This window comes from Mesorhizobium sp. A623 (assembly GCF_054489405.1).
The window spans coordinates 59,395-84,271 of record NZ_JBTMXB010000002.1 but is presented as its reverse complement, the minus strand read 5'-3'; the positions used below and the strand labels follow the sequence as shown (position 1 = coordinate 84,271).

The 24,877-nt window shown below is 62.7% G+C and carries 25 protein-coding genes; 22 read left to right on the top strand and 3 right to left on the bottom strand.

Going from position 1 to position 24,877, the window contains the following annotated elements:
* Positions 1-9 precede the first annotated feature (9 nt).
* Positions 10-981: a FliM/FliN family flagellar motor switch protein gene (locus tag ACX3P1_RS02680; RefSeq protein ID WP_459077997.1), complete on the bottom strand. Its 972-nt coding sequence runs from the start codon at positions 979-981 to the stop codon at positions 10-12.
* Complete coding sequence (gene motA / locus ACX3P1_RS02675) at positions 978-1,853, bottom strand: flagellar motor stator protein MotA (protein ID WP_459077996.1); 876 nt, start codon at positions 1,851-1,853, stop codon at positions 978-980. Before motA ends, ACX3P1_RS02680 begins: the two co-directional genes overlap by 4 nt.
* A 140-nt stretch (positions 1,854-1,993) precedes the next feature.
* Between motA and ACX3P1_RS02670 the strand changes: the two genes are divergently transcribed.
* The 14 genes from ACX3P1_RS02670 to fliP all read left to right on the top strand — a co-directional run bounded on the left by ACX3P1_RS02670 (position 1,994) and on the right by fliP (position 13,576).
* Positions 1,994-4,423, top strand: coding sequence for a DUF1217 domain-containing protein (locus ACX3P1_RS02670; RefSeq protein WP_459077995.1), 2,430 nt, complete (start codon positions 1,994-1,996; stop codon positions 4,421-4,423).
* 7 nt (positions 4,424-4,430) lie between these two features.
* On the top strand, positions 4,431-5,153 hold the full coding sequence (gene flgF / locus ACX3P1_RS02665) for a flagellar basal-body rod protein FlgF (RefSeq protein WP_459077994.1): 723 nt from the start codon (positions 4,431-4,433) through the stop codon (positions 5,151-5,153).
* Between the two features lie 10 nt (positions 5,154-5,163).
* Entirely contained in the window at positions 5,164-6,567 is a 1,404-nt protein-coding gene (gene fliI, locus ACX3P1_RS02660; protein ID WP_459077993.1) for a flagellar protein export ATPase FliI, read from the top strand.
* Positions 6,554-7,279, top strand: a complete 726-nt coding sequence (locus ACX3P1_RS02655) for a hypothetical protein (RefSeq protein ID WP_459077992.1) — start codon at positions 6,554-6,556, stop codon at positions 7,277-7,279. The genes fliI and ACX3P1_RS02655 overlap by 14 nt, the downstream gene beginning before the upstream one ends.
* Before the next feature lie 79 nt (positions 7,280-7,358).
* Positions 7,359-7,739, top strand: a complete 381-nt coding sequence (gene flgB / locus ACX3P1_RS02650; protein ID WP_459077991.1) for a flagellar basal body rod protein FlgB — start codon at positions 7,359-7,361, stop codon at positions 7,737-7,739.
* A 2-nt stretch (positions 7,740-7,741) separates the two neighbouring features.
* A complete protein-coding gene (flgC, locus tag ACX3P1_RS02645; protein WP_459077990.1) occupies positions 7,742-8,155 on the top strand; it encodes a flagellar basal body rod protein FlgC in 414 nt (137 codons plus the stop codon).
* A 2-nt stretch (positions 8,156-8,157) separates the two neighbouring features.
* Positions 8,158-8,484: a flagellar hook-basal body complex protein FliE gene (locus ACX3P1_RS02640; RefSeq protein ID WP_459077989.1), complete on the top strand. Its 327-nt coding sequence runs from the start codon at positions 8,158-8,160 to the stop codon at positions 8,482-8,484.
* Between the two features lie 10 nt (positions 8,485-8,494).
* Complete coding sequence (gene flgG, locus ACX3P1_RS02635; RefSeq protein WP_459077988.1) at positions 8,495-9,283, top strand: flagellar basal-body rod protein FlgG; 789 nt, start codon at positions 8,495-8,497, stop codon at positions 9,281-9,283.
* Positions 9,284-9,289: 6 nt separating this feature from the next.
* A complete protein-coding gene (flgA, locus tag ACX3P1_RS02630) occupies positions 9,290-9,802 on the top strand; it encodes a flagellar basal body P-ring formation chaperone FlgA (protein ID WP_459077987.1) in 513 nt (170 codons plus the stop codon).
* A complete protein-coding gene (locus ACX3P1_RS02625; RefSeq protein WP_459077986.1) occupies positions 9,799-11,043 on the top strand; it encodes a flagellar basal body P-ring protein FlgI in 1,245 nt (414 codons plus the stop codon). Before flgA ends, ACX3P1_RS02625 begins: the two co-directional genes overlap by 4 nt.
* Before the next feature lie 11 nt (positions 11,044-11,054).
* Complete coding sequence (locus ACX3P1_RS02620; RefSeq protein ID WP_459077985.1) at positions 11,055-11,630, top strand: MotE family protein; 576 nt, start codon at positions 11,055-11,057, stop codon at positions 11,628-11,630.
* Entirely contained in the window at positions 11,627-12,331 is a 705-nt protein-coding gene (gene flgH / locus ACX3P1_RS02615) for a flagellar basal body L-ring protein FlgH (protein ID WP_459077984.1), read from the top strand. Before ACX3P1_RS02620 ends, flgH begins: the two co-directional genes overlap by 4 nt.
* Before the next feature lie 22 nt (positions 12,332-12,353).
* A complete protein-coding gene (locus tag ACX3P1_RS02610; RefSeq protein ID WP_459077983.1) occupies positions 12,354-12,848 on the top strand; it encodes a flagellar basal body-associated FliL family protein in 495 nt (164 codons plus the stop codon).
* Complete coding sequence (fliP, locus tag ACX3P1_RS02605) at positions 12,845-13,576, top strand: flagellar type III secretion system pore protein FliP (RefSeq protein WP_459077982.1); 732 nt, start codon at positions 12,845-12,847, stop codon at positions 13,574-13,576. The genes ACX3P1_RS02610 and fliP overlap by 4 nt, the downstream gene beginning before the upstream one ends.
* 100 nt (positions 13,577-13,676) lie before the next feature.
* On the opposite strand, the gene ACX3P1_RS02600 is transcribed toward fliP, so the two are convergent.
* A complete protein-coding gene (locus ACX3P1_RS02600; RefSeq protein WP_459077981.1) occupies positions 13,677-15,311 on the bottom strand; it encodes a hypothetical protein in 1,635 nt (544 codons plus the stop codon).
* A gap of 325 nt (positions 15,312-15,636) precedes the next feature.
* On the opposite strand from ACX3P1_RS02600, the gene ACX3P1_RS02595 reads away from it, so the two are divergent.
* The 8 genes from ACX3P1_RS02595 to ACX3P1_RS02560 all read left to right on the top strand — a co-directional run bounded on the left by ACX3P1_RS02595 (position 15,637) and on the right by ACX3P1_RS02560 (position 24,679).
* Complete coding sequence (locus ACX3P1_RS02595; protein ID WP_459077980.1) at positions 15,637-16,563, top strand: flagellin N-terminal helical domain-containing protein; 927 nt, start codon at positions 15,637-15,639, stop codon at positions 16,561-16,563.
* Between the two features lie 205 nt (positions 16,564-16,768).
* On the top strand, positions 16,769-17,701 hold the full coding sequence (locus ACX3P1_RS02590; protein WP_459077979.1) for a flagellin N-terminal helical domain-containing protein: 933 nt from the start codon (positions 16,769-16,771) through the stop codon (positions 17,699-17,701).
* 117 nt (positions 17,702-17,818) lie between these two features.
* On the top strand, positions 17,819-19,444 hold the full coding sequence (gene fliF / locus ACX3P1_RS02585; protein ID WP_459077978.1) for a flagellar basal-body MS-ring/collar protein FliF: 1,626 nt from the start codon (positions 17,819-17,821) through the stop codon (positions 19,442-19,444).
* On the top strand, positions 19,444-20,064 hold the full coding sequence (locus ACX3P1_RS02580) for a hypothetical protein (RefSeq protein ID WP_459077977.1): 621 nt from the start codon (positions 19,444-19,446) through the stop codon (positions 20,062-20,064). Before fliF ends, ACX3P1_RS02580 begins: the two co-directional genes overlap by 1 nt.
* A complete protein-coding gene (locus tag ACX3P1_RS02575; protein WP_459077976.1) occupies positions 20,061-21,338 on the top strand; it encodes a MotB family protein in 1,278 nt (425 codons plus the stop codon). The genes ACX3P1_RS02580 and ACX3P1_RS02575 overlap by 4 nt, the downstream gene beginning before the upstream one ends.
* Positions 21,335-22,714 carry a chemotaxis protein MotC gene (locus ACX3P1_RS02570; RefSeq protein WP_459077975.1) on the top strand — a complete coding sequence of 460 codons (1,380 nt, stop codon included), beginning with the start codon at positions 21,335-21,337 and terminating at the stop codon, positions 22,712-22,714. The genes ACX3P1_RS02575 and ACX3P1_RS02570 overlap by 4 nt, the downstream gene beginning before the upstream one ends.
* Positions 22,711-24,150, top strand: a complete 1,440-nt coding sequence (locus tag ACX3P1_RS02565; protein WP_459077974.1) for a flagellar hook-length control protein FliK — start codon at positions 22,711-22,713, stop codon at positions 24,148-24,150. Before ACX3P1_RS02570 ends, ACX3P1_RS02565 begins: the two co-directional genes overlap by 4 nt.
* Positions 24,080-24,679 (top strand): transglycosylase SLT domain-containing protein, encoded by a 600-nt coding sequence (locus ACX3P1_RS02560; protein WP_459077973.1) that lies wholly within the window; start codon positions 24,080-24,082, stop codon positions 24,677-24,679. Before ACX3P1_RS02565 ends, ACX3P1_RS02560 begins: the two co-directional genes overlap by 71 nt.
* Positions 24,680-24,877: the final 198 nt, after the last annotated feature.

Here is a 24,877-nt window from a genome sequence, read left to right as displayed (position 1 = left end):
GCAAACGCGTCATCCCGGCAAAAGCCCATCGATGAAGTCCTGCCCGGCATCGAAAGGATGCCTGATTCGGACGGTGTAATTCTGCCCTAGTTTCCCGAATTCGCATACGAACAGCGTCTTGCCGCGCGCCGAAAGGCGGGCCTGGGCCTGCGCCGTTTCATCGAACTCGATGACCATGCCCTGCTCGAAGCCGGCAAGGTCGCCAAGCGTCAGCCGGCCAAGCGGCATCGTCGCCTCGAGGTTCACCGTAGAGCGCATGACTTCTTCGGAGAAGCGGTCGCGCCATTCGGTGGCGGGAACTGCATCGCGGGCAGCGGCGCCCGTATCGCCGCGGTGCTTCAGCAGCACGCGCTGCGGCATCGTCAGCGCCATGGTCCCGCGCGACGACGGCGTCGCCACGGAAAACGTCACGCGTACGCCCGGGCCATCGCGCAGCAGGTGCCTGGTCATTTCCGTTCCGGTAATCGCCAGCGGCAGCGGCAGCTTGAATTCGAAGGCACGCGGGCCGGAACCGTTGACGGCCTGGGCGACCTGCTCAAACACCATGGTCGCGACTTCGGTTTCAAGCGGCGACAATTCTCGCGCAATGGGCGCCACCGCAACCTGTGGATCACCGCCGAACAGGGTGCTCACGATCACCGCCAGCGCATCGTTGTCGATCGACAGGACCAGCGCATCGGGCGAGGACGCGGATGCCGCGATGGTCATGGCATGGTTTGTTTGCGGCGGCCGCGCCTCGACAAAGCGAACGACCTCCACGTCGATGACTTCAATGGCGATGCTGATCGCCATGTTCTGGTGCATCCCGGCCATGATGGCCGGCACGGCGCGCTCGGCCAAGGCCCGCGCGGCGGCGATCACCTGCTCGGGCTCGCCGGTGTCGCCGACGAGCCGCTCGATGATGAAGGCACGAGTCTCGGCCGGGCTAGACGCGCTGTGCATGCCGTCCGCCGTCGCTTTAGCGCCAGCCGCACGGCTCATGCCGCCTTCTTTTCGGCGGCGCCGGTGTTCATCGTGCTCTGCTCCACCGAGTCGATGGACGGGCGATCATGCGACGAGATGGTCTTGCGGCCGAACTCGATCGCCACCTGCGGCAGCGCGCCGTTCATATAGGCCAGCAGCGTCTGCTTGACGATGACGTAGAGCCGGTTCTTCTTCTCGCGCACCGTCTTGATCTTGGTGGCGATGGGACCGACCACGGTATAGGAAAGGAAGATGCCGAGGAACGTGCCGACCAAGGCAGCCCCGATCAGTTCGCCCAGAACCTCCGGCGACTGATCCAGCGCCCCCATGGCCTTGACCACGCCGAGCACGGCGGCAACGATGCCGAGCGCCGGCAGCCCGTCGCCCACTGCGACCATGGCGTGGTAGGCTTTCAGCTTGTCGGTGCGGATCGTCTGTATCTCTTCGTCCATCAGCGCTTCGATTTCATGCGAGCGTGCATTGCCGATGATGATGATGCGGCAGTAATCGCAGATGAAATTGCGCAGGTCCGGATTTTTCATCACGGTCGGGAAAGCCTGGAAAATCGCCGATTCCTCGGCGCTGTCGATATGCGCCTCGACTTCGCTGCGCGATTTGGAGCGCAATTCGCGCATCAGCGCGTGCAGCACGCCGAGAGTTTCGAGATAATCCTGTTCCTGGGGGACGGAGCCTTTGAGCGCTTCGACGATGCCCCTGCCGGTATCCTTTACCGTCTTCATCGAATTGGCCACGATGAAGGTTCCAAGGGCGGCGCCACAGATCACGACCGCTTCATAAGGTTGGATCAGCACCTGCAGATGCCCGCCCATGGCCATGAAGCCGCCCAGCACACAGCCGAGCGTCACTACCAATCCGATCAGAATGCCCACGGCCGATCCTTCCGACTCACGTCAAGCGTATCGAATCGCACGCGTGCCTTGTGTGAGGCTTGAATCGCAGGCGGGGGCCGATTCAGTTTCGCGCAAGGAAGTTCGGTTATCTTGCGGATAGATTCGGCCGGAGACGCGCCATGATAAACACCTATACGAGCTATCAACTGATAGCGCGTGACATTCCCAAGGCGATCGACAGCGTCGAAATCCAGCCCGCGGTCAAGCGCGAGACCGACTATTATCTCGCCAATATCACCAAGGTGAAAAGCGCGGAAGAGTTCGTCAACGACTACCGCCTCTTCAACTATGCGATGAAGGCTTACGGGCTGGGAGACATGGCCTACGCCAAGGCGTTCATGATCAAGGCGCTGAATGAAGGCGTCAGCGACCCCGACAGTTTTGCCAACAAGCTGACCGACAAGCGCTACGCCCAGTTCGTCTCCGCCTTCAACTTCGCCAAGAACGGCGAAACGGCTACGTCCTACAATATGGCCCAGCAGGGCGTGACCAAGAATTTTGCGATCCAGGTCGAACTCAACGCCACGCAAGGTGGCCTCGATGGCCACCGGGGTGAAACGATCAACTTCCTCGCCAATATCGGCAATGTGAAGTCGATCGACGATTTGATGGGCGACAAGCGCCTGCTCGGCTATGCGATGGCCGCCTTCGGGCTGGACGTCGCCGCCGAGCCGCCAGCCACCGTGCGGCAGATGCTGGAGGGCGGCGTCAGCGATCCCAACAGCCCGGCCAACCAGCTTGCCGACAAGCGTTACGCAAATTTCGTCACCGTTTTCGACTTCGCACAACACGGTGACCAGACCACGCAGAGCAGCGCCGTGCTCACGCAAACCCCGCAAGCCTATCTCAAGGAAACCGGCCTCACCCTGCCCGGCGGCGGCTCGAGCGCGATGCAGGCGGAAACCGATTACTACAACGCCAATATCGGCAAGGTGACCTCGATCATCGACCTGATCGGCGACAAGCGCCTGCTGACTTTCGCGATGTCCGCTTTCGGCCTCGATGCGAAAACGGAATCGTCCGTCAAGGTCCGCGATATGCTGGCGGGCGGCGTCAGCGACCCGAACAGTCCTGCCAACCAGTTGACCGACAAGCGTTACGCGGCCTTCGTCAGGGCCTTCGACTTTTCGCAATATGGCACGGCGACAACCGCGCGTGACGAGGTGACCCAGGCCACGCCGGCGCTCTACCTTCAGAGCGACGATCCCGACAACGCCTATTTCCGCGCCAATATCGGCAGCGTGAAGTCGGTCAACGACCTGCTCCTCGACAAGCGCCTGCTGACCTATTCGATGGCCGCCTACGGGCTCGACGCGACGAAGGAGCCGCTGGACCGTGTCCGCACCATGCTCTTGGGCGGCATCAGCGATCCGGGCAGCCCGGCCAACCAGTCGACCGACAAGCGTTACGCCGCGTTCGTCGCCGCCTTCGACTTCGCCGACTACGGAGCCGCAACGACGTCGCGCCTCGAGGTGATCGAGCAGACCCCCCGCTACCATATCGAAAACGCCGACCCGGAAACCGCCTATTTCCGCGCCAACATCTCCAAGGTGAAGTCGATCAACGGCCTTATGGCGGACACGCGCCTGCTGACCTACGCCCTGGCGGCTTACGGGCTGGACGCGTCCCTGGAGGACCCGGCGACGATCCGGAAGATGCTGACCGGTGGCGTCAGCGATCCCAACAGCCCGGCCAACAAGCTTGACGACAAGCGATACGGCGCCTTCGTCCATGCCTTTAATTTCGAGGCATACGGTTCCAACGCAACGTCCCGATCGGTCGTGCTCGACACCACGCCTGCCGGCTATACGACCTTGAACGCGCTTGGCCTGGTCAAGCCGCCGGACAGCTATGTGAAGGCGGAAACCGACTACTACCAGGCCAATGTCACGAAGCTCACGTCCATCGACGGCCTGATGGCCGACAAGCGGCTGCTCAACTACGCCCTTTCCTCTTTCGGGCTCGATCCGCAAACCGAGAACCCGGCCCACCTGCGCTCGTTGCTCGAAGGCGGCGTCCAGGACCCCGACAGCCCCGCAAACAAGCTTTCGGACAAGCGTTATGCGGCCTTCGTATCCGCCTTCAACTTCGAGCAATATGGCGAGGAGGCGACGACCTATGTCGCCGCGGGCCAGCCTGCCGTCGACAAATACATGCGCCAGACGCTGGAAGAAAACGCGGGCAAGACCAATGACGGCGTGCGCCTCGCGCTCAACTTCGAACGCAAGGCGCCCGACATCACCAACTGGTACGACGTACTGGCCGACAAGGCGCTGGCTTCCGTGGTGCGCACCGCGCTCGGCCTGCCCGATTCCTTCGCTACCGCCGACATCGACAGGCAGGCAGCACTTTTCGAAAGCAAGCTGGACATCGCCGATTTCACCGATCCGGCCAAGCTCGACAAGTTTCTGACCCGCTTCACCAGCCTCTATGAAATCAACCACCCCACCTCCAGCGCGGTGACTTCGGTCAGCGTGCTGTTTGCGCAGCCGACCGCCATCGGCATTTCCACCGATCTGATGATCGCCATGCAGAATTTGAGATACTGAGGACCCGATGCAGGATAGTCTCTACGTCTCCCTATCGGCCCAGATCGCGCTGGAACGCCGCCTCGACACCATTGCCGACAATGTCGCCAATGCCTCGACCGTCGGCTTTCGCGCCACCGGGGTGAAATTCGAGGACGTCGTGTCGGGCACCGGGCAAAAGTCCGTTTCCTTTGCTTCCACGGGCAAGACGTTCCTGTCGGGCGCACATGGCGCGATGACCCAGACCGGCAACCCGTTCGACTTCGCCATCCAGGGCGACGCGTGGTTCGGCATAGAAACGCCGGCCGGTACGGTGATGACGCGCGACGGCCGTTTCTCGATGGACGAGAACGGCCAGCTCATGTCGATCGAAGGCTATCCGGTACTGGATGCCGGCGGCGCGCCGATCCAGCTCGACCCGCGCGGCGGTCCGCCCAAGGCCGGGGCAGACGGTTCGCTCCGCCAAGGCGCTCAGTCTGTCGGCACCATCGGCCTGTTCGACTTCGATCCCGGCCCGAATTTTGTCCGTTACGGCAATTCAGGCGTCGTGCCGGCCAAGGAGCCGGAACCGGTGGTCGACCGGACCGACGCCGGCATGGCGCAGGGCTTCATCGAGGAATCCAACGTCAACCCGATTCTGGAAATGACCCGGCTGATCCAGGTTCAGCGTGCCTTCGAGAACACCGCGGCCCTGATGCGCCAGGTCGCTTCGTCCAGCGACGAAGCGATCAAGGCGCTCGGCTCCAAGTAGCGCCGCCTGAATGTCGCCCGACCAGCCCCTGGTGCGCGTGGCGGAACGCGCCGTCGATGCCGACCCGCAGGGCTCGCTGTCGGCGCTTGAGCATGTCTGGCGCCGTTTCGGCGACGAGGAAACGTTGCTGCGGCGCGGCGGCCGCATCGTGGAGGTCTCTCCCACCCACTACAAGGCGCACGGCCTTTCCAGCATCGCCCGGCTTGGCGACGTCGTCGAGCACCGCAGCCAGGCAGGAACCAAAAGCGGCGAGATCATCAAGATCGCGCGGGAAGAGGTGGTGGTCGCCCCCTTCGAGCGCAGCGCCGAAGCCGGCATCGGCGATGCCGTATTCCGCCGCGGCCCGTTGACGGTGAACCCGCATGCCTCTTGGCGCGGCCGCGCCATCGACGCGCTTGCGCGCGCCATCGACGGCGGGCCGGCATTGATCCGGGGCGATGATGCCGGCTCCGGCAACGATGCCACGCCAGGCGCCATGGAGCGCCAGCGCGTCGGCACCTCGTTCATGACCGGCGTGCGCGTCATCGACATCTTCACGCCGCTCTGCCTTGGGCAGCGTCTCGGCATCTTTGCCGGCTCCGGAGTCGGCAAGTCGACGCTGCTCGCCATGCTGGCCGGTGCCGACGCATTCGATACCGTCGTGGTGGCGCTGATCGGCGAACGCGGCCGCGAGGTGCGCGAATTTCTCGAGGATACGATCGGCGAAAGTATGGCCAAGACGGTTGCCGTCGTCGCCACCAGCGACGAGAGCGCCATGATGCGCCGGCGCGCCCCGGATACCGCCATGCGGGTTGCCGAGCATTTCCGCGACCAGGGCCATCGCGTGCTGCTGGTGCTGGATTCGATCACCCGCTTTGCGCACGCGCTGCGCGAGGTAGCGACAGGAACCGGCGAGCCCCCGGTCGCGCGCGGCTATCCGGCATCCGTGTTCACGGACCTGCCCAAGCTGCTGGAACGTGCGGGGCCGGGCGTCGAGGGAACAGGCTCCATCACCGCCATCATTTCCGTGCTGGTCGACGGCGACGACCACAACGACCCGGTTGCCGATTCGGTGCGCGGCATCCTCGACGGCCATGTCGTGCTGGACCGCGCCATCGCCGAGCAGGGCCGCTATCCGCCCGTCAACCCGCTGTCCTCCATCTCGCGCCTTGCCGGCAAGGCCTGGAGCCCCGAGCAGCGGGGACTGGTGACGAAACTGAAATCGATGATCTCTCGATTCGAGGATACGCGCGACATCCGCCTGCTCGGGGCTTACCAGGGCGGCGTCGACGCCGAACTGGACATGGCCGTTCTGCAGGTTCCGCTCATCTATGAAGCCCTCACCCAATCGCCGAAGGACCGGCCCTCCGCCGATCCGTTCTCCGATCTCGCCCGTCATTTGAAGGTGAAGCAGAATGCCGATGCCGGAGAGTGAACGGCAGCGCACCGAGCGCGTGCTACAAGAACTGCTTGCCGAGAAGCAGGTTGGCGAAGGCGGCGTCGAAGAAAGCCGCCGCTCCCTGCTTTCAGGGCTTTTTTCGAAAAAGTCGCCAGTCAAGTCGCGACCCGGCGGCGCGGCTCCCCGCGCAAAAAATTCGCTCGCGGCAGACTGGCCTTCACCGCCTCAGGCTCAGTTTCCGAAACCGAAGATAAAATCCGACCGGCGCAGCGACCTGGTGCTTGCCGCGCTTGGTGTCACGCTCGGCCTGATCTGCGCGCTGTTTCCCTGGTACATCTTCTACAACGACATCCGCTTCAGCAGCCACGGCTTCAAGCTGGGCGGCCACGGCAACAGGAGCGGCCGGATGGTCATGTCGGATCGTCCCATGGGCATCGTGCCGGATCCATCATCCGATATGTCGGCCCGCAACCTCGATCTGTTCGCCACCGGCACGCCTGCCGAAAGACCGGAGGACCCCGACAAGGCGCCCGGCCTCGACCAGCAGCCCTTCCCCGCGGAACATACCGAGTTCCAGTTGGTGCATGTCGCCAATGGCCGCGCCATGATCGAGGACAATGCCGGCCTGTGGATCGTCCAGCCCGGCTCCACGTTGCCGGACAACAGCAAGGTCGCCTCCATCGAACAGCGTGGCGGCAAATGGGTTCTGGTCACCAGCACCAACCGCGTCGTCGCGCTGACGAAATAGCAGCCTGATCCGGGAGAACCTGCGCAAGGCCCGCGCAAGACTGGCGACGTAGTCTGCGGCAACCTGCCCGGAGATTCTCATGGAGCCCGTCAACCTTTTCGGTCTTGCAACCAAGCAGGCGCAATGGCTCGCCGTGCGCCAGTCGTCGATTGCCGGCAACATCGCCAACGCCAACACGCCTGGCTACACCGCCACCGACGTCCAGCCTTTCGAAAAGGTTCTTGATCAGTCCGAAGTGTCACTGCGCGCAACGCAATCCGGTCATCTCGGCACCGGCGCCACGCAGGCCGGCTACACCATCCGCCAGCAGGAATATAACGGCGCGATCCTGCCCTCGAAAAACACCGTCGTGGTCGAAGACGAACTGGTGAAGGCCGGCGAGGTCCGCCGCGGCTTCGAGCTGAACACGGCCATCGTCAAGGCCTTCCATACCATGATGATGACCGTGGTGAAGGGCTGACCATGGACGCGCTCTCCGCCGCATTGAAAGTCGCAGCATCCGGCCTCGGCGCGCAGTCCGAACGCCTGCGCGTCGTTTCGGAAAACCTCGCCAACGCCCAGTCGACCGGCTCGACGCCGGGCGCCGATCCGTACCGCCGCAAGACCATCAGCTTCGTCTCCGAACTGGACCGCGCCTCGGGCGCTTCGCTGGTCGATGTCAGCGCGATCGACCGCGACCATTCCGCTTTTCCCGTCGAATTCCAGCCCGGCAACGAGGCCGCCGACGCCAAGGGTTACGTCAAGATGCCCAACGTCAACGTGCTGGTCGAAATGGCGGACATGACGGAGGCCAACCGCTCCTACGAGGCCAATTTGCAGGTCATCAAGCAGGCGCGCGACCTCATTTCCATGACCATTGACCTGATGAGGAACTAGGCATGATCGGCGGCATCGGCGCTCTTCAACTAAAACCCGCCATCGGCGGCACGGATGCGGCAACCAGCCTGTTCCAGGGCGGTGCCGCACCGCTGTCGGGCGACAGTTTCGCCACGTCCTTTACCGACGCGCTGAAGCAGGCCGCCACAAAGACGATCGACACCTTGCAGAACGCCGAACAGGTTTCGCTGCAGGCGCTCAAAGGCGACGCCGACACCCGCGAGGTTGCCGACGCGGTCATGAGCGCACAGCAGGCACTCCAGACGGCCGTCGCCATCCGCGACAAGATCGTTTCCGCCTATCTCGACGTCAGCCGCATGAGCATCTGAGGGAATTTCCGTGAAAGCACTCGCCATCGCCGCCACCGGCATGAACGCCCAGCAGACGAACCTGGAAGTGATCGCCAACAACATCGCCAATATCAACACCACCGGCTACAAGCGGGCGCGGGCCGAATTTTCCGACCTGCTCTATCAGGTCGACCGCACGCAGGGCGTGCCCAACCGCGCCAATTCCTCGATCGTTCCGGAAGGGGTCTCGATCGGTCTTGGCGTCAAGACCACTGCCGTCCGCAACGTCCACACCCAAGGCTCACTGACAAGCACCGGCAACAACTTCGACCTGGCGATCACCGGCAAGGGCTGGTTCCAGATCGAAGCCGCCGACGGCTCCACGCTCTATAGTCGCGCCGGCGCTTTCAACACCAACGCCGACGGCCAGTTGGTGACGGTCGACGGCGCGACCGTAATCCCGGCGATCACCGTTCCACAGGACGCCGTCGAGGTCATCGTCAACAAGACGGGTCAGGTATTTGCCCGCATCGACGGCCAGACCGACCTTCAGGATCTCGGTCAGTTGACGCTGGCCAACTTCGCCAACGAGGCGGGCCTTGCCCCGCTTGGCGACAATCTGTTCCAGGAAACGCCGGCGTCCGGCGCCGCCAATATCGGCATTCCCGGCGATCCCGGCTACGCCACCATCGAACAGGGCTATCTCGAAGCCTCCAACGTGGACCCGGTCAAGGAAATCACCGAGCTGATTTCCGCGCAGCGCGCCTATGAAATGAATTCCAAGGTCATCCAGGCGGCCGACGACATGGCTTCCGTCGTATCCAAGAGCATCAGGTAACGAGCCGTGCTGCTGCCGATCCTCCGCTTCGCTTCTTGCCGTGCAGCCCTTGTCGGGGCGCTGCTGGCGGTCGGCGTGCCTGCCTTCGCGCAGGACAACGCGGCGGCGGTTTCGGGCACACAGGCAACAAGCGAAGTCGTGCTCATCCCCAACCGGGTCATCTATCCCGGCGAAACCATCGCGCTCGCAGCCCTGAAGAAAGTGACGCTGGTGCCAGGCAAGCGCAAGCCTGCCTCGGTCGCCACGAAAATCGACCAACTCGACGGCCGGATCGCCAAACGCACGCTGCTGCCCGGCCATTATATCCCCATCAACGCCATTCGCGAGCCGTGGGTGGTCGAGCGGGGTGCGCCGGTGCAGGTCATCTTCGCCGTCGGTCCGCTGACCATCTCGGCTGCGGCCGTGACGCTGGAACCCGGCTCTACCGGCGATTTTGTCAAGGTGCGCAATATCGACAGCGGCAAGGTCTTTTCCGGCACAGTCATGGCCGACGGCACCGTTCGGGTCGGCGCGTCATGAAGCGCTGCCTCGTCTTTCTTCTGGCAGCGACGGCGCTTTGCCTGCAACCTGCCCTTGCCGACGGGCTGACGGCCAAGGCCAAGCGCGAGCTTGCGGCCAGGAACGGCGCAGCGTCTATCGATCCCGACTATGATCCGAAAACCACGGCGCGCATGTTCCAGGTGTCGACAGGCCCAAGTTCGCTGCCGCCCGGCCAGGTCGCCTCGCGCATCAAGGACATCGCGCAATTGCAAAGCGCCCGCGACAACCAGCTTGTCGGCTACGGCCTTGTCATCGGCTTGCAGGGTTCCGGTGATTCCCTACGCAACTCGCCCTTTACCGAACAGTCGATCCGCGCCATGCTCGAAAACCTCGGCATCGCGACGCAGGGCGGCAGCGCCCGCGCCAAGAACGTCGCCGCCGTCATCGTCACGGCCAACATGCCGCCCTTCGTCCAGTCGGGCGCACGCATCGACATCGACGTTTCCTCCATGGGCGACGCCACGTCGCTGGCGGGCGGTACGCTGGTGATGACCCCCCTGAAGGCCGCGGATGGCGAGATCTATGCCGTGGGGCAAGGTTCCGTCATCGTTTCCGGCTTCAATGCGCAGGGGCAGGCCGAACAATTGACGCAAGGCGTGCCGACTTCCGGACGGGTGCCTAACGGCGCCATCGTCGAGCGCGCGGTCGATGCTGAATTCGGCGACCAGCAGGTCTTGACCCTGCAACTGCGCAACCCCGACTTCTCAACCGCCGTTCGCATCGCCGACGCCATCAACGACTATACCGGCCAGCGCTTCCGTGTTCGCGTCGCCGCCGAGCGGGATGCACGCACCGTTTCCGTCAAAAAGCCGAAGGGCATTTCGGCGGCGCGCTTCTACGCCGAGATCGAGAACCTGATGGTCGAATCGGACACACCGGCCCGCGTCGTCATCGACGAGCGCACCGGCACCATCGTGATCGGCAACGAGGTCAAGATTTCGCGGGTGGCCATCAGCCACGGCACGCTGACCGTGCGCATTACCGAAGCCCCGAAGGTGGTGCAGCCCGAACCGTTCTCCAACGGCGAAACGGCGATCGAACCCTACACCGCCATTGATGCGACGCAGCCGGACGCGCGGGTTGCCGTCCTCGATGGTTCCAATCTCGAGACGCTGGTTTCGGGGCTGAACAGGCTCGGCGTCAAGCCTGACGGCATCATCGCCATTCTTCAGGGCATCAAGTCGGCCGGGGCCTTGCAGGCCGATCTGGTCGTCCAATGAGAGGCTTGCCGATGACCCTCGTCTCGCATCATCCTTTTTCCGGCAGCAGCGGCCTTGCTGTGGCGCTCGCCGCCATGCTCGCCGCATCCGGTGCCGCGCATGCGCAAACCATTCGACAGGTATTGCCTGGCGCGCCCGCCGCCGCGCCAGCGCCTCAGGAACTGGCCAGGGTGACCCCGCCCACCGGCGACGAAAGCGAGGTCGAGCGCTTCTGCTCCAACATCGCCGATGCGGCGCGCGACCGCCGTTATGCTCTCCAGGCAGCCGAACTGAAGCAGCTGCAAGCCGATATCGACACCCGCATGAAGGCGCTTGATGCCAAGACGGCGGAATACGAAACATGGCTGAAACGGCGCGAGGTATTCCTGGCGCGGGCCGAGGACGGTGTCGTCCAGATCTATGCCGGGATGAAGCCCGACGCCGCCGCTGAACGCCTGGCGATCGTCAATGCCGATCTCGCCGCCGCAATTCTGATGAAACTCGACACGCGCAAGGCCAGCGTCATCCTGAATGAAATGGACGGCAAGGCAGCAGCCGCCCTCACCGGCATCATGGCCAGCGCTGTCCGCAGAGTAGACCCCTCATGATCCGCAAATCCCTCATGCTGCTGGCTTTCATATGCCTTTCCGGTTGCGCCACCGATCTCAGGGAGGTCGGCAAGGAGCCGGCCCTGTCGCCGGTCGGTTCCGGCATCGAGGACGGCAGCACCTCGGTCTATCGTTATCCCGAAACGCCTTCGGCCCCTGTCAGGAAATTCTCGCTGTGGGACGACCGCCAGAGCCGGCTTTTCACCGATCCACGCGCACTCAGGGAAGGTGACATCCTCACCGTGAGGATCAGGATCAACGACAAGGCCAAGTTCAAGAACCAGAACGACAGGAGCCGCACCGCAACGCGTTCGCTCGGCTTTGGCGCGGACCTCGGCTGGGACGGTTATTCGACCAGCGGCAAGGGCAAGGGCAGTCTCGATTCGGCCACCAAGACCAATGCCGACGGCGCGACGGAACGCTCGGAATCGATCGATCTCAATGTAGCGGCCGTTGTCACCGACGTGCTGCCCAACGGCAATCTGATGATAAAGGGCTCGCAGGAAGTCCGCGTCAACGCTGAATTGAGGGTGCTGACCATCGCCGGTATCGTGCGCCCGTCCGACATCGGCGCGGAAAACACGATCTCCTACGAGCGCATCGCCGAGGCCCGCATCGCCTATGGCGGCCGTGGCCGCATCACCGAGGTTCAGCAGCCGGCCTATGGCCAGCAACTGCTGGACCAGGTGCTGCCGTTCTGAAATGGCGAGAGGCAAGACGGCCGTGGCAACCGTGGAACAAGCGCCCTCGAAAAACGGTCCCTCGACGGTTGTCCAGGTAGCGATGCTGGCCGCCATGACCGTTGCTGCGCTCGGCATCGGCTGGCTTTCCGGCTCCTACCTGAAAAGTTCGGAAGCTCCGCCCAGCGTCAAGCCTGCTACCGAGAGGCAGGAAGACGATAAGGCCGGTTCCGAATCCCATGGGCCGGACGCCGCCGCACTTCTGGTCGAACTGGCGCCCATCACGACCAATCTAGCCTCCCCGGACACCGTCTGGGTTCGTCTCGACGCATCGATCGTGTTCGACGCGCCCCAGCCTCCGGAAATGGCGCGGGCGGTCCACGAGGATTTGCTGGCTTTCGTGCGCACGCTCAAGCTGCATCAGATCGAGGGCGCCAGCGGCTACCAGCACCTTAAGGCCGACCTGCAGGAACGCGCATCCATTCGCAGCGGCGGCCATGTGAAGGCTGTGCTTATCCGGACGTTGTTGTTTGAATGAAAATTTTCCTCGCCAGCATAGCCATCGTCCTTGCCGCCGTTTCCGTCGCCTCTGCCCAGCAGATCGACCTTAGCGGCATCGCCCAGGCGGACGGCAGCACCGTCGGCACCATCATCCAGATGTTCGGCCTGCTCACCGTCTTGTCGGTGGCGCCCGGCCTGCTCATCATGGTCACCAGTTTCACGCGCTTCATCATCGCCTTTTCCATCCTGCGCGCCGGTATCGGCCTGCAGTCGACGCCCGCCAACATGATCCTGATCTCGCTTTCGCTGTTCATGACCTTCTATGTCATGGCGCCGACCTTCGACCAAGCGTGGAACAATGGCGTCAAGCCGCTGATGGCCAACCAGATCACGCAGGAAGAGGCGTTCGAAAAGATTTCCGATCCGTTCCGCACCTTCATGCTGCGAAACGTGCGCGACAAGGACTTTGACCTTTTCGCCGACCTCGCCCGCGAACGCGGCCAGCAGGTAGCGCGCGACACGGTGGATCTGCGTGTGCTTGTTCCGGCCTTCATGATTTCCGAGATAAGGCGCGGCTTCGAGATCGGCTTCCTGATCGTGCTGCCGTTCCTCGTCATCGACCTGATCGTCGCCACGATCACCATGGCCATGGGCATGATGATGCTGCCGCCGACCGTGGTGTCGCTGCCGTTCAAGATCATGTTCTTCGTGCTGATCGACGGCTGGAACCTGCTGGTCGGCAGCCTGGTGCGATCGTTCAACTGAACGCCGGGCTTGACCCAGCCCTTATCCGCCGTTTCCACAAAGAAAGAGACCGGCAATCACGCCGGCCCTGTTCACTCGTAACCGATTCGGTAACGGCCTTTCAGCCAGCCCCTGGAAAGGACAGACCCCAGTCGATGCTCCGTCCGGAAATGCTCGCTTGTTCAGCCCAGGGGGCGATTTCCTTCCAGGTGAAGAGAACGGATTTGGCAACGCCAATAGGGTCGTCCGGGTCCAACGCCAGGTAACGCGACGCCGGATGCCAAGGCACGCCATCCGTTCCAAGCTGGATGTGGGAATTCCTGGACCCGAACATTATGGTGGGAACGCCGAGCCCGGCCGAAAGCTCAGCGGTAGCCGTGGGGGCGGAGATAACCAGATCGCAGGCCCCCAGGAGATAGGATGCCGACACCAGATCGTTCATCTGGTCGATGTTGGGGAAGTCATATATCGGCAGGCCCAACTCGCGCATCGAGGCAACCTCGTCCCGGCACTCGTCATACTGCACGCAAAGAAATTTGCTCCCGCCGAGCAATTTCAGGGGCGCAAGGTAGTCGGCACCCACGAAATGCCGGTTCCTTTGCAGGTTCCGATTGGTCGACCGCCAACTGAGACCGATGACCGGCTGTTGCGGGGCCACGTTCATGTCGGTGCGTACTTGGTTCTCGATCTTGGCGTCGCGCTTGAGCCACGGCCTGCATTTCGCTTGCATTTCCGCCACCGTCGGCCGGAAGTGCCGCGTCAGCGAGCCAATCGGAACCTCAAAATCGAAATCCCGATAGTCCCGCTGCCGGCGCATGTCGGCAGGCTGCACGGCGCGGACATCGATTTCCGGAAAGGACGCGCGAAAAAGCGCGGCAAGCTTGCCGCTGCACTCGAACGTTATTTGCGCTCCGGTAGCGATGAGATCAGGCAGGATGCCCGAAAATCGGATTTCATCGCCTACCCCCTGTTCGCGCCAAACGAGGATGCGTTTCCCTTCGAGTTTCTCCCCGTTCCATGGCGGCACGTCGAAGGTACGGCGTTCCGAGGGAAAATCCGGCCATTGCCAGCGGGCCTCGTAATTGTCGAAGGCTTCGGGCAATTCGCCTGCCTCCAACTGGTGGATGGCAAGGTTCCAGCGCGCGAGTATATGTGCCGGCTCGGTTTCTAGAATCGACTTCTGGATGGCGATTGCCTTGTCGAGATTGCCAAGATGGGCGTGGATGACGCCGGTGGCGGACTTGATCGAGGCCCAGGCGCTGGTTTTGCGGGTAGACAACAACGTCTCGGCTTCCCGCAACGCTTCCTGAAAGTAGCCTCCGGCAGCAAGGCAGTCGATCCAGGCGCGATCGACCAACACCAGTTCCTCATCGCTGGAAGCGAGAGCCCGGATGCGCTGGTAATTGTTGACGACGTATTCGTAATTGTCCCCCTTGGACGCGGCGACAAGGCGATAGCACCACAAGCGCGACGGCGGCGTATCGAGCAGGGCGATTGCTTCGTCGAAGAGCGCCTCCGAAGCCTTGCAACGGCGTGCATCCAGGGCTTCGACCGCTTGCTTCAGAATTCGGCTAGCCTTCTTGATCGTCTTCCGGTCTTGGGAAATGTCCTGCGTGGAACCGATCAGATCGGCAGCGCTTGTTCCACCACCAACCACGGCCTGCACGAGCGCGTCGGCGCCGCGGATCCTACCGCCTGCCGGCGAGCGATGGCCGTTTGCCAAAAAGTCTTTGCGAGCGCCTTTTGCCGATGCCATGTCTTCCCCAGCCCAGATAGTTTCGTGCCGCTTGGGCATCCCATGCGCCGATTTTAACCGGCATGGATTGCGCGAAGCTGTCTCTTTCAGGGGAATAACGGGCTGCCTCGCCCCTAAAAAGGGCATTGCCGCCAGGGCAAACGTCGGCGAAGGAACTTCATTCTCCGTTAACCATAAAGCTTAGCCCTTTTGCAGGGAGTCTCTGTCATCTTCCAGCAAATGGCGGGTGATCGGGTTTCAGCGATCATGGGCATGATGCCGTACCGTCATACCGGACAGCCCGGTATGTCAAAAGTTTTCCAGTAAAAACAAGGTACGCGTACTCATGTCCAGCATCATGACCAACACCGCTGCGCTCACCGCGCTGCAGAGCCTGAACTCCACCAACAAGGCCCTCGAAGCCACCCAGTCGCGCATCTCGACGGGCTACCGTGTTTCCACCGCCAGCGATAATGCCGCCTACTGGTCGATCGCCACGACCATGCGCTCCGACAACAAGGCCAACTCGGTCCTTCAGGATGCGCTCGGCCTCGGCGCAGGCAAGGTGGACACCGCCTATACCGCGATGAATTCGGCTATCAATGTCGTCGACCAGATCAAGGAAAAAGTCCTGCTGGCGAAGACATCCAGTGCAGACGATCGCACGAAAATCCAGTCCGAAATCAAGTCGCTCCAGGCGCAGCTTACCGACAATATCGGCGGCGCCAACTATGCCGGTTCCAACCTGCTGAAGACCGATTCGACCTCTACAACAGACACCAAGCTGACGGTCTTAACTTCGTACAACCGCACCACGGCGGGCGCGGTAACGACCGGGACGATCGAAATTGACTATGACAGCATACAGTTGATCGACGCCAGCACTGCCAAGGCCGGCATGCTCGACACGGAATTCACCACGACCGGCTCGGGCGCTGCTACCGTTTCGATCCTCACCTTGGATGTTTCGACGGCTGCGATGGACTCGGATGATTTCGACGACCTCCTGACGGGCGTTGAAGCCGGCTTGAAGTTGATGTCCACCGGCGCGGCCGAACTCGGCGCAGCCAAGGCCCGCATCGACATGCAGAAGGACTTCATCTCGAAGCTGTCCGACTCGATCGATCGCGGCGTCGGCCAGCTTGTCGATGCCGACATGAACAAGGAATCGACCCGTCTGCAGGCGCTTCAGGTCCAGCAGCAGCTCGGCATCCAGTCGCTGTCGATCGCCAATTCGAACACGCAGTCGATCCTGTCGCTGTTCCGCGGCTAAGGCTCGCACCCGGCACTCCAGCCGGGTATCAAACTGAAAAGGCCGCGCTTCTTCTGGAAGCGCGGCCTTTTCGCGTTCAACCCGCTTCCCAAGCTCCGCCCGTTTAATCGTCTGTTAACCATGCCTTTGTAAATATGGTTAACCGAACGTGTGTGCTGGGTTTCACCAGCCCGGACCGGCGGGTGGTTTGAGGAAGGGGTGTCCCGTGGCAAGCATCATGACGAACGCTTCTGCAATGACTGCATTGCAGAGCCTGAACGCGACGAACAAGCAGCTCGAGCAGACGCAGGCCCGTATCTCGACAGGTTTCCGCGTCGCCGATGCCAGCGATAACGCAGCCTATTGGTCGATCGCGACCACGATGCGTTCCGACAATAAGGCGAACTCGGTCGTGCAGGATGCGCTCGGCCTCGGCGCAGGCAAGGTCGACACCGCCTATACCGCGATGAACTCGGCCATGACCGTCATTGACGATATCAAGGCCAAGGTGCTTCTGGCCAAGACCTCCAGCCCGGAAGATCGGGCCAAGATTCAAAGTGAGATCAAGGCATACCAGGATCAGCTCAAGGACTCCATTGGCGGCGCCACCTACGCCGGAGCCAATCTGCTCAAGACGGACTCGACCTCGACCAACCTCTCCCTGGATGTGATCTCGTCTTACAACCGTGATTCGACCGGCGCCGTGATCACCGGATCGATCAGCATCCTGTATGGCAATATCCGCCTCATCGACGCCTCGGCGTCGACGCATGCCGGCATCCTCGACGCGAGCGGAACGAATTCCGGGGTATCGCTCCTCGATATCGACCTGTCTGCGACTGGTATGGCCAGCGTCACCGGCTCCTCCGATGCTGTCCAATTCGACAACCTCCTGACCGATATCGAGAAAGTGCTTGGCACCATGACGGCCGCCGCCTCCGAACTCGGAGCCGCCAAGTCCCGCATCGACATGCAGAAGGACTTTGTTTCCAAGCTGATGGACTCCATCGACCGTGGCGTCGGCCAGCTTGTCGATGCCGACATGAACCAGGAATCGACAAAGCTGCAGGCGCTCCAGGTCCAGCAGCAGCTCGGTATCCAGTCGCTGTCGATCGCCAACGCGACATCGCAAAACATCCTGTCCCTGTTCAAGGGCTGAACGTCCGGATCTGCGTAGAGATTATCGGGCCGCGTCAATGATGCGGCCCGATTTCATTTTCGCACAAGCTTCGCGGTCTAGGGTCGGCATGGGCAATGATGCGGGAGCCATCGATCCGTGCCGGAACAGATCCAGACTATCATCTCGAACCTCAAGGGTTTCGGCACGAAGAGGCTGGCCATCCTGGCCGGCATAACGGCGCTGGTGTTTGCGGTGATCGGCATCGGCGCGGTCTATCTCAACCGCCCCGCCTACGAAACGCTCTATGTCGGGCTGGAGCGGTCCGACGTAAACCAGATCGGCATGGTGCTCGGCGAAGCCGGCATCGACTTCGATGTCGGCTCGGATGGAACCACGGTTCTCGTTGCCGCCGGCGCCACGGCGCAAGCGCGCATGCTGCTGGCCGAAAAGGGTCTGCCGACCAGCGCCAATGCCGGATATGAGCTGTTTGACAATGTCGGCTCGCTCGGCCTCACCTCCTTCATGCAGCAGATCACCCGCGTGCGGGCGCTCGAAGGCGAAATTTCCCGCACCATCCGCTCGATTTCCGGCATCAAGGCGGCACGCGTCCACATCGTCATGTCGGAACGCGCCAATTTCCGCCGCGAGGAGCAGCAGCCGTCGGCCTCCGTCGTCATCCGCTACAGCGGCGTCGACGCCCAGAAGACCGCCATGTCGATCCGTCACCTTGTCGCCGCGGCGGTGCCGGCGCTGGCCGCAGACCGGGTAACGGTGCTTGATTCCAGCGGCAACCTTCTCGCATCGGGCGACGATCCCTCGAATTCGAGCGCCGCCCGCACGCTGGGCATCGAGCAATCGGTCGAAGCGCAGATCGAGGACAACATCCGCCGCGCGCTAAGCCCCTATCTCGGCCCCGATAATTTCCGCGCCAGCGTCAAGGCCGACGTCAACACCGACACGCGCCAGATCGAGGAAACGATCTTCGATCCGGATTCGCGCGTCGAGCGGTCGGTGCAGACGGTGCGCAACAACGAGAACAGCAGCCAGAAACAGACCTCCACGCCGGCCAGCGTCGAACAGAACCTGCCCGAAACCCAGACCACCACTACGGAAGGGCCGCAATCGACCTCGCAGAACGACCGCAAGGAAGAGATTACCAATTACGAGATCAATTCCAAGAAGATAGCCACCGTTTCTAACGGCTATTCGGTCAGCAAGATGTCGGTTGCCGTCGTGGTCAACCGGCAAAGGCTGGTATCGATCCTTGGCAAGGACGCCACGCCGGAAAATATCGCCGCGCGGGTTGCCGACATCCAGAAGATGGTGGCGTCGGCCACCGGCTTCGACGACAAGCGCGGCGACGTCATCGACGTCTCCTCGGTGGAATTCATCGACGGCCTCGACGGCGAGGCGATCCCGAAAACCAGCATCCTGGAATCTATCGGGCATTATACCGGCAGCCTGATCAATGCCGCCGCCTTCATCGTCGTGGTTTTCCTGGTGGCATTCTTCGGGCTGCGGCCGATGGCGGCGGCCCTGACCGCGCAGGCGACGCCGGCGCTGGCCGAACCGAGCTTCGACGAGGTTCAGCGCGCGCTGCCAAATCCTGACGGGGCAGCCGATGCAGCGGCCCTGAGCCGCACGGGGCCGACCGCGCTGGACGATCTTCGCCAGAAGCTGAGGCCGGCGCCGCAGGATCGGCTTGCCCGCATGGTTGACATCAACGAGGAGCGCACCGCGCAGATCCTGCGTAAATGGGCCGCCCAGGAAGCCGTCGGCTGATGCCCTCCGCAGCCCTTTTCGACCTGTTGCCGGATTTCGGCGCAAGCCTCCCGCGCCATGGAACGGCTCCGACGGAAGCTGACCAGCCCAAACGGCATGTCCAGCCGGCAGTGGATGTCGCGGCCATCGTCGCCCGCTCCGTTGCCGAGGCCGAGACCGCGCTGGAGGCAAGGCTGGCCGCAGCGCACCAGGCAGCACTGGAGACCGAGCGCGAGGCAAATGCGCAAGAGGCCAAGGTATTTCTCGAAAGCCTTGGCGACGATGTCGGCAAGCGGATCGCCGAGCGGATCGACGCCATGGAAGCCCGCATCGGCGAAGTCGTCGGGGCTTCCGTTACCCGCATTCTCGGCAACGCGCTCGGCGACGATCTGCGCAAGCGCTCGCTGGAAGCGCTCGCCCGTTCCATTCAAGCGAGCATTGGCGGAAGAGAGGCAACGCGCATAAAGGTGCGCGGGCCGCAATCGCTGTTCGAGCCGCTCGTCGCCGCACTCGGGACCCATGCCGAGCGCCTCGATTTCGTCGAAGCGTCCGGTTTCGACCTGACCGTCGTCATAGACGATACCGTGATCGAAACCCGCATGGGCGAATGGGCCGACGCATTCGGCGAGATTCTCGCATGAGCGCCGTCGATACCCACGATGCGCGGCAAGAAATCATCATCGTCCGGCGCGCTCATAGCGACCATGACGAAGCCCCTCACGGCGGCGTCTGGAAAATCGCCTTCGCCGACTTCATGACCGCCTTGATGTGCTTCTTCCTCGTCATGTGGCTGATCAATGCCGCCAACGAGCAGACAAAGGCAGCCGTTGCCAGCTACTTCAACCCGGTCAAGCTGATCGACCGCGATGCCAGCCGCAAGGGTCTGGAGGATCTTGGCGATGGCCCGCGAGAATCGGGACTGACGGCCGATTCTCCTGAGAAATCGACCTCCAAAGCGGGCCAGGGCGGCGACAGCGGCGCCAAGTCTTCGCAAACTCAGGATTCCGCGGCGGCCCCCAAGCGAGCCGACAATGCCGACGAACGCCTCTTCGCCGATCCGTATGCCGTGCTGGCTGAAATCGCCATGGACACCGGCACGATGCAAAACGTCAGCCAGAAAGGCGATGGCGGCATGCAAAATGCGGGGCCCGCGACAGGCGCGTCCGGCGGCACTTCCTATCGCGACCCCTTTGCTCCCGATTTCTGGTCCCAGCAAATCGCCGAGCCGGCAGCCGAAGCCAGCGCCGAGCGGGCGAAGATAGAGGGCGACCCGGTACAGCCCGGCGACAAGGCCGCCGAAACGCAGGTGGTCAGGGTCAAGGCCGTTCCCCCCTCTTCTGGCACGCCGGCGCAGCCAGGCGAAACCACCGCCGCCAACGACACCGCCCAGACGGCGCAAGACAAGACGACGCAAGACAAGATCGGCAAAGCGGAAAGCGCGCCGTCCGCCAGCGCTCGCAAGGCTGCGGCGGAAGTCAGCAAGCAAATTGCGGAAGCGTTCAAGGCAGGCGACAAGCTGCATGACGGGGTTTCGGTCCAAGTGACCGACAAGGGCGTCATCATCTCCATCACCGATCAACTGGATTTCGGCATGTTCCAGATCGGTTCGGCCACGCCCAACCACGACCTCGTATTGGCGATGGACAAGATCGGCCGCATCATCAACGGCCAGAAGGGCAAGATCACGATAGAAGGGCATACCGATGCCCGCCCCTTCAAAAGCGCCACCTATGATAATTGGCGGCTATCCACGGCGCGTGCTCAATCGGCGTACTACATGCTGGTTCGCGGCGGTGTCGAAGAGAGCCGCGTCGTCGAAGTATCCGGTTTCGCCGATCGCAAACCCAAGGACGCGTCCGATCCTCTGGCCGCCGTCAACCGCCGCATCGAAATCCGCCTGGAAAACGACGGATGAGACGCCTCGCGCCCCACCATCCATCGGCCTGGCATTGCATGATCGGCCTTGCTCTTTCGGCGATCATCCTGCCTGGCGCGTCGATGGCGGGCGAAGAACTGCAGCCCTACCAACTCGTGCGCTCGCTGCAACTCGTGCAGGACCGCATCGCCAATGGTGACCATGCCGCGCTGCCGATGCAGGGGAAACTGCTGGAGATGATCGATGCGCGGCTGCGCGCAGCTTCGCCGGACCTCTTCAAGGAGCCGAAGAATTTTCGTGCCCTGCTCGTCTATGGCATGAGCGGCGGCAACCCCACGACCCTCAAGGTGGCCACGTCGCGCATCGAGCTTGACGGCAATAATCGCGCCATCTCCGAAGGGGTAATTGACTATCTGAGCGGCCATCCCGCCGCCGCCATCGAAGCCCTGAAGCCTGTCGATCCGATGCTATTGCCGAGCGACCTTGGTGCGTTTCTCGCGCTGGTCAAGGGATCGCTGCTCGCTTCGGAACACCCCGTCGAGGCACTTGCGTTACTCGATCAGGCACGCCTGCTCAGCCCCGGCACGCTGGTCGAGGAGGCCGCACTTCGCCGTTCCGTCGCCATCGCCACCGCACAAGGCGACGCCGCGCGTTTCGCGCTTGCCTCCACCCAGTATGTCGAGCGCTTTCTTCGTTCACCCTACGCCAGCCAGTTCGCCGACGCCTTCGTCGCGGGCGCGATCGCGTTGCATGAGGGCGTCAGCCAGGCCAAGCTGGCCGACATCACCGCGATGATGGATGCCGAGCGCGAGAAGGTGATCTACCTGCGCATCGCCCGACGCGCGGCAATCGAGGGGCTGATCGATCTTTCGACCTTCGCCTCGGCCAAGGCCGAACAGGGCCGCAACGGCAACAGCAACGAGGACGACCCGCGCGCATTGCTCTATGCCAGCCTCTCCACCGTTACCTCGGCCACCGTCGAAGAGGTGCGCGAGAAACTGAAATCGATCGATCGCAGCAAGCTTTCGCTAGGCGATCAATCGCTGCTCGATGCCGCCCGCGCCGTTGCCAGCGAGATGGTCGCCGCCCCGCCACCTGTTGCCGCGCCAAGGCGCGCGCCCGTCGCAGGCCCGCCGCCCCCTGATGCCAGCCAGCCAGTGCCTGACGTTGCTGTTTCGGAAGCGACCGACCTGCCCGCTGTCGAGGGCGCCATGCCGGAAAAGCCGATTATCGAAGCATCCGCCTCGCCTGCCTCTGCCGCGCCAATCGGGGCCGCTCCAATCGAGGCCGCATATGCGGAACCTGTTTCGACGAACGAGACAACGCTCGCACCCGATCACACCGACACCGCCATTGCCGCAGCCCAACGCAAGCTAGCAAAAATCGACCAGATGCTGGGAGCCTCCCCCAAATGAATGTCGGCGCAACTTTACCCGGTCCGGTTACTTCCGGCGCCCAGCCTGCCCGAACGACCGGCGACGACAAGGGCGACGCCGACTTCGGCAGCCATTTGCGGAATGCCGAGCAAACCGCGCAACCGCCAAGAGCGCAGGATCAAGCCAAGTCCGCTGCCTTCCTTCAGCCACACTGGCCGGACTTGGTCACGAAATTTACTGATAGCGACGACAAGGCCATGGCGACCGCGGACGACGCTACCGACCCTTCGCCGGAAGGCAGCGATGAGGCGACGACATCGGCCACAGCGGAGCCGAAAGACAAGGACCGCAAGGCAAAGCACGCCGAAGATCACCAGCCGCACGCCGAAATACCCCTGCTTATCGCCCTGAGCGAGCCTCGCACTGCGCCGGCGTCCGGCGAAGCGGACGCCAAGGCAAAAGCAGGGATAACGGCCGACATGCCGCAGGCACCAACAGGCGAGACGTCTGCGCCAGCACCGGGTCGATTGGAAACGATGGTCGCGTCGGTGGCCGCGAACGACCCCGCAGCCATACCACGAGACAAGGCCAGAACCTCGGCCACGGAAGTACGAAACGGCAAGCCGGACGTCCCGCAAACCCCGTCGCTGGCCGGTCCCGCCAATTCGGCAAACCCGGCAAGTTCAGCCAATCCAGCCAATCCAGCCAAGCCGGCCGGCCCAGTCGGTCCGGCCAATCCGACCGACCCTGCCGACCTGGCCGGGCCTGATCGTGATGAAAAAACCTCGCAAGAGCCAGTCTCGGCCCTTGACAGGAAAGCCGACAAGGAGTCGCCGAAGTCCACGCTCCGCAATTCTCGCGTCGACGGACAAGCGGCATCTCCCGCGCATGTCGTCGTCACCGGCGAACACAACTTTCCGGCGCCCGCCCAGCATCCGGCAAGCCAGACGGTAACCAGCCTCGCCAGCGCCATCGCGATGGACGGCAGCGCGCGCGCGGCCTTTTCGCCGTCCAATGGGCTTCCCCAATGGGCTTCCACTGTTGCGCAATCGTCACACATTTTGAAGATCGAACTGCATCCTGCCGAACTCGGCATGATCACGGCCAGTCTTCGCCTTTCGGGAGGCCAGCTTTCGATCGAACTGACGCCGGAAAATCACGAAGCGCACAGGCGGCTGTCATCCGATGCGGACAGCCTCGTCAAGTCGCTCCACGCGATGGGTTTCGACGTCGACAAAGTGACCGTCCTGCAACCTTCGATAGCAGCACCGGCGACCGCCCGGACAGATAACGCGGCCATGAACGGCGGTGCCGGCGGCCGCGATTCCTCGTCTTTCCAGTCAGGTAATTCCGGTGGCGACGGCAACATGTCTGGAGGCCAGCAATCCGGAAGGAACCGCAACAATGACGGTCATAATCACGAGCAGAATGCTCCGGCTCCTCGCCTGCGTCCTGGTGGAGATCGGTTTATCTAGCCTGCCCGTCCTTGCCGCCAGCACATCCGGAAATCCGTGCGAAGCCGAAATCCTGCGCGCCTCAGACCGGTATGGAATTCCTGCCGGCATCCTCTATGCCGTGGGTCTGACCGAGACCGGAAACAAAGGCAGCCTTCAGCCTAATGCATTGAATATAGAGGGGAAAGCCGTATTTCCGAAAAGCCGTAGCGAGGCGCTCGTAGCGTTCGCGAATGCGCAACGCGCGGGCAAAAAACTGATCGATCTCGGCTGCATGCAGATCAACCATCACTATCACGCCTCGCATTTCCGCAGCGTCGCGGACATGCTCGATCCACGCCAGAATGTCGATTATGCGGCGCGGTTCCTGGCCAGCCTGCATGCCCGCCACGAGACATGGTCGATGGCCGTCGCGCGCTATCATGCCGGGCCTGACAACGACCCCGCGCAGAAACGCTACGTCTGCCGCGTCATCACCAATATGGTCGCGGTCGGCTTCGGTAAATGGACGTCCAACGCGCGTGCGTTCTGCAATCCCAAAGTGTATTGATCGACCCCTATCCGAACCGGCTAGATGCCGTTTCGGAGGGCGGAGAGCCATGCTCCTGGACCGCCCCCAGCGGTCGCCAAGGACCGATTCCGCAACGGGGCATTCCGCCAGACTCCCAAGAAACTAGCTACAAGAATTGATGGTTGTCCACGATTCCCGACTGCGACTACCCCTTTGACCCAGGGGCAGATGAACTGA

Bases quoted from the DNA above. Each gene is read 5' to 3' on its own strand.
- ACX3P1_RS02680 (WP_459077997.1), bottom strand. From the start codon at position 981: ATGAGCCGTGCGGCTGGCGCTAAAGCGACGGCGGACGGCATGCACAGC.
- ACX3P1_RS02670 (WP_459077995.1), top strand. From the start codon at position 1,994: ATGATAAACACCTATACGAGCTATCAACTGATAGCGCGTGACATTCCC.
- flgF (WP_459077994.1), top strand. From the start codon at position 4,431: ATGCAGGATAGTCTCTACGTCTCCCTATCGGCCCAGATCGCGCTGGAA.
- fliI (WP_459077993.1), top strand. From the start codon at position 5,164: ATGTCGCCCGACCAGCCCCTGGTGCGCGTGGCGGAACGCGCCGTCGAT.
- ACX3P1_RS02655 (WP_459077992.1), top strand. From the start codon at position 6,554: ATGCCGGAGAGTGAACGGCAGCGCACCGAGCGCGTGCTACAAGAACTG.
- flgB (WP_459077991.1), top strand. From the start codon at position 7,359: ATGGAGCCCGTCAACCTTTTCGGTCTTGCAACCAAGCAGGCGCAATGG.
- flgC (WP_459077990.1), top strand. From the start codon at position 7,742: ATGGACGCGCTCTCCGCCGCATTGAAAGTCGCAGCATCCGGCCTCGGC.
- ACX3P1_RS02640 (WP_459077989.1), top strand. From the start codon at position 8,158: ATGATCGGCGGCATCGGCGCTCTTCAACTAAAACCCGCCATCGGCGGC.
- ACX3P1_RS02625 (WP_459077986.1), top strand. From the start codon at position 9,799: ATGAAGCGCTGCCTCGTCTTTCTTCTGGCAGCGACGGCGCTTTGCCTG.
- ACX3P1_RS02620 (WP_459077985.1), top strand. From the start codon at position 11,055: ATGACCCTCGTCTCGCATCATCCTTTTTCCGGCAGCAGCGGCCTTGCT.
- flgH (WP_459077984.1), top strand. From the start codon at position 11,627: ATGATCCGCAAATCCCTCATGCTGCTGGCTTTCATATGCCTTTCCGGT.
- fliP (WP_459077982.1), top strand. From the start codon at position 12,845: ATGAAAATTTTCCTCGCCAGCATAGCCATCGTCCTTGCCGCCGTTTCC.
- ACX3P1_RS02600 (WP_459077981.1), bottom strand. From the start codon at position 15,311: ATGGCATCGGCAAAAGGCGCTCGCAAAGACTTTTTGGCAAACGGCCAT.
- ACX3P1_RS02595 (WP_459077980.1), top strand. From the start codon at position 15,637: ATGTCCAGCATCATGACCAACACCGCTGCGCTCACCGCGCTGCAGAGC.
- ACX3P1_RS02580 (WP_459077977.1), top strand. From the start codon at position 19,444: ATGCCCTCCGCAGCCCTTTTCGACCTGTTGCCGGATTTCGGCGCAAGC.
- ACX3P1_RS02575 (WP_459077976.1), top strand. From the start codon at position 20,061: ATGAGCGCCGTCGATACCCACGATGCGCGGCAAGAAATCATCATCGTC.
- ACX3P1_RS02570 (WP_459077975.1), top strand. From the start codon at position 21,335: ATGAGACGCCTCGCGCCCCACCATCCATCGGCCTGGCATTGCATGATC.
- ACX3P1_RS02565 (WP_459077974.1), top strand. From the start codon at position 22,711: ATGAATGTCGGCGCAACTTTACCCGGTCCGGTTACTTCCGGCGCCCAG.
- ACX3P1_RS02560 (WP_459077973.1), top strand. From the start codon at position 24,080: ATGACGGTCATAATCACGAGCAGAATGCTCCGGCTCCTCGCCTGCGTC.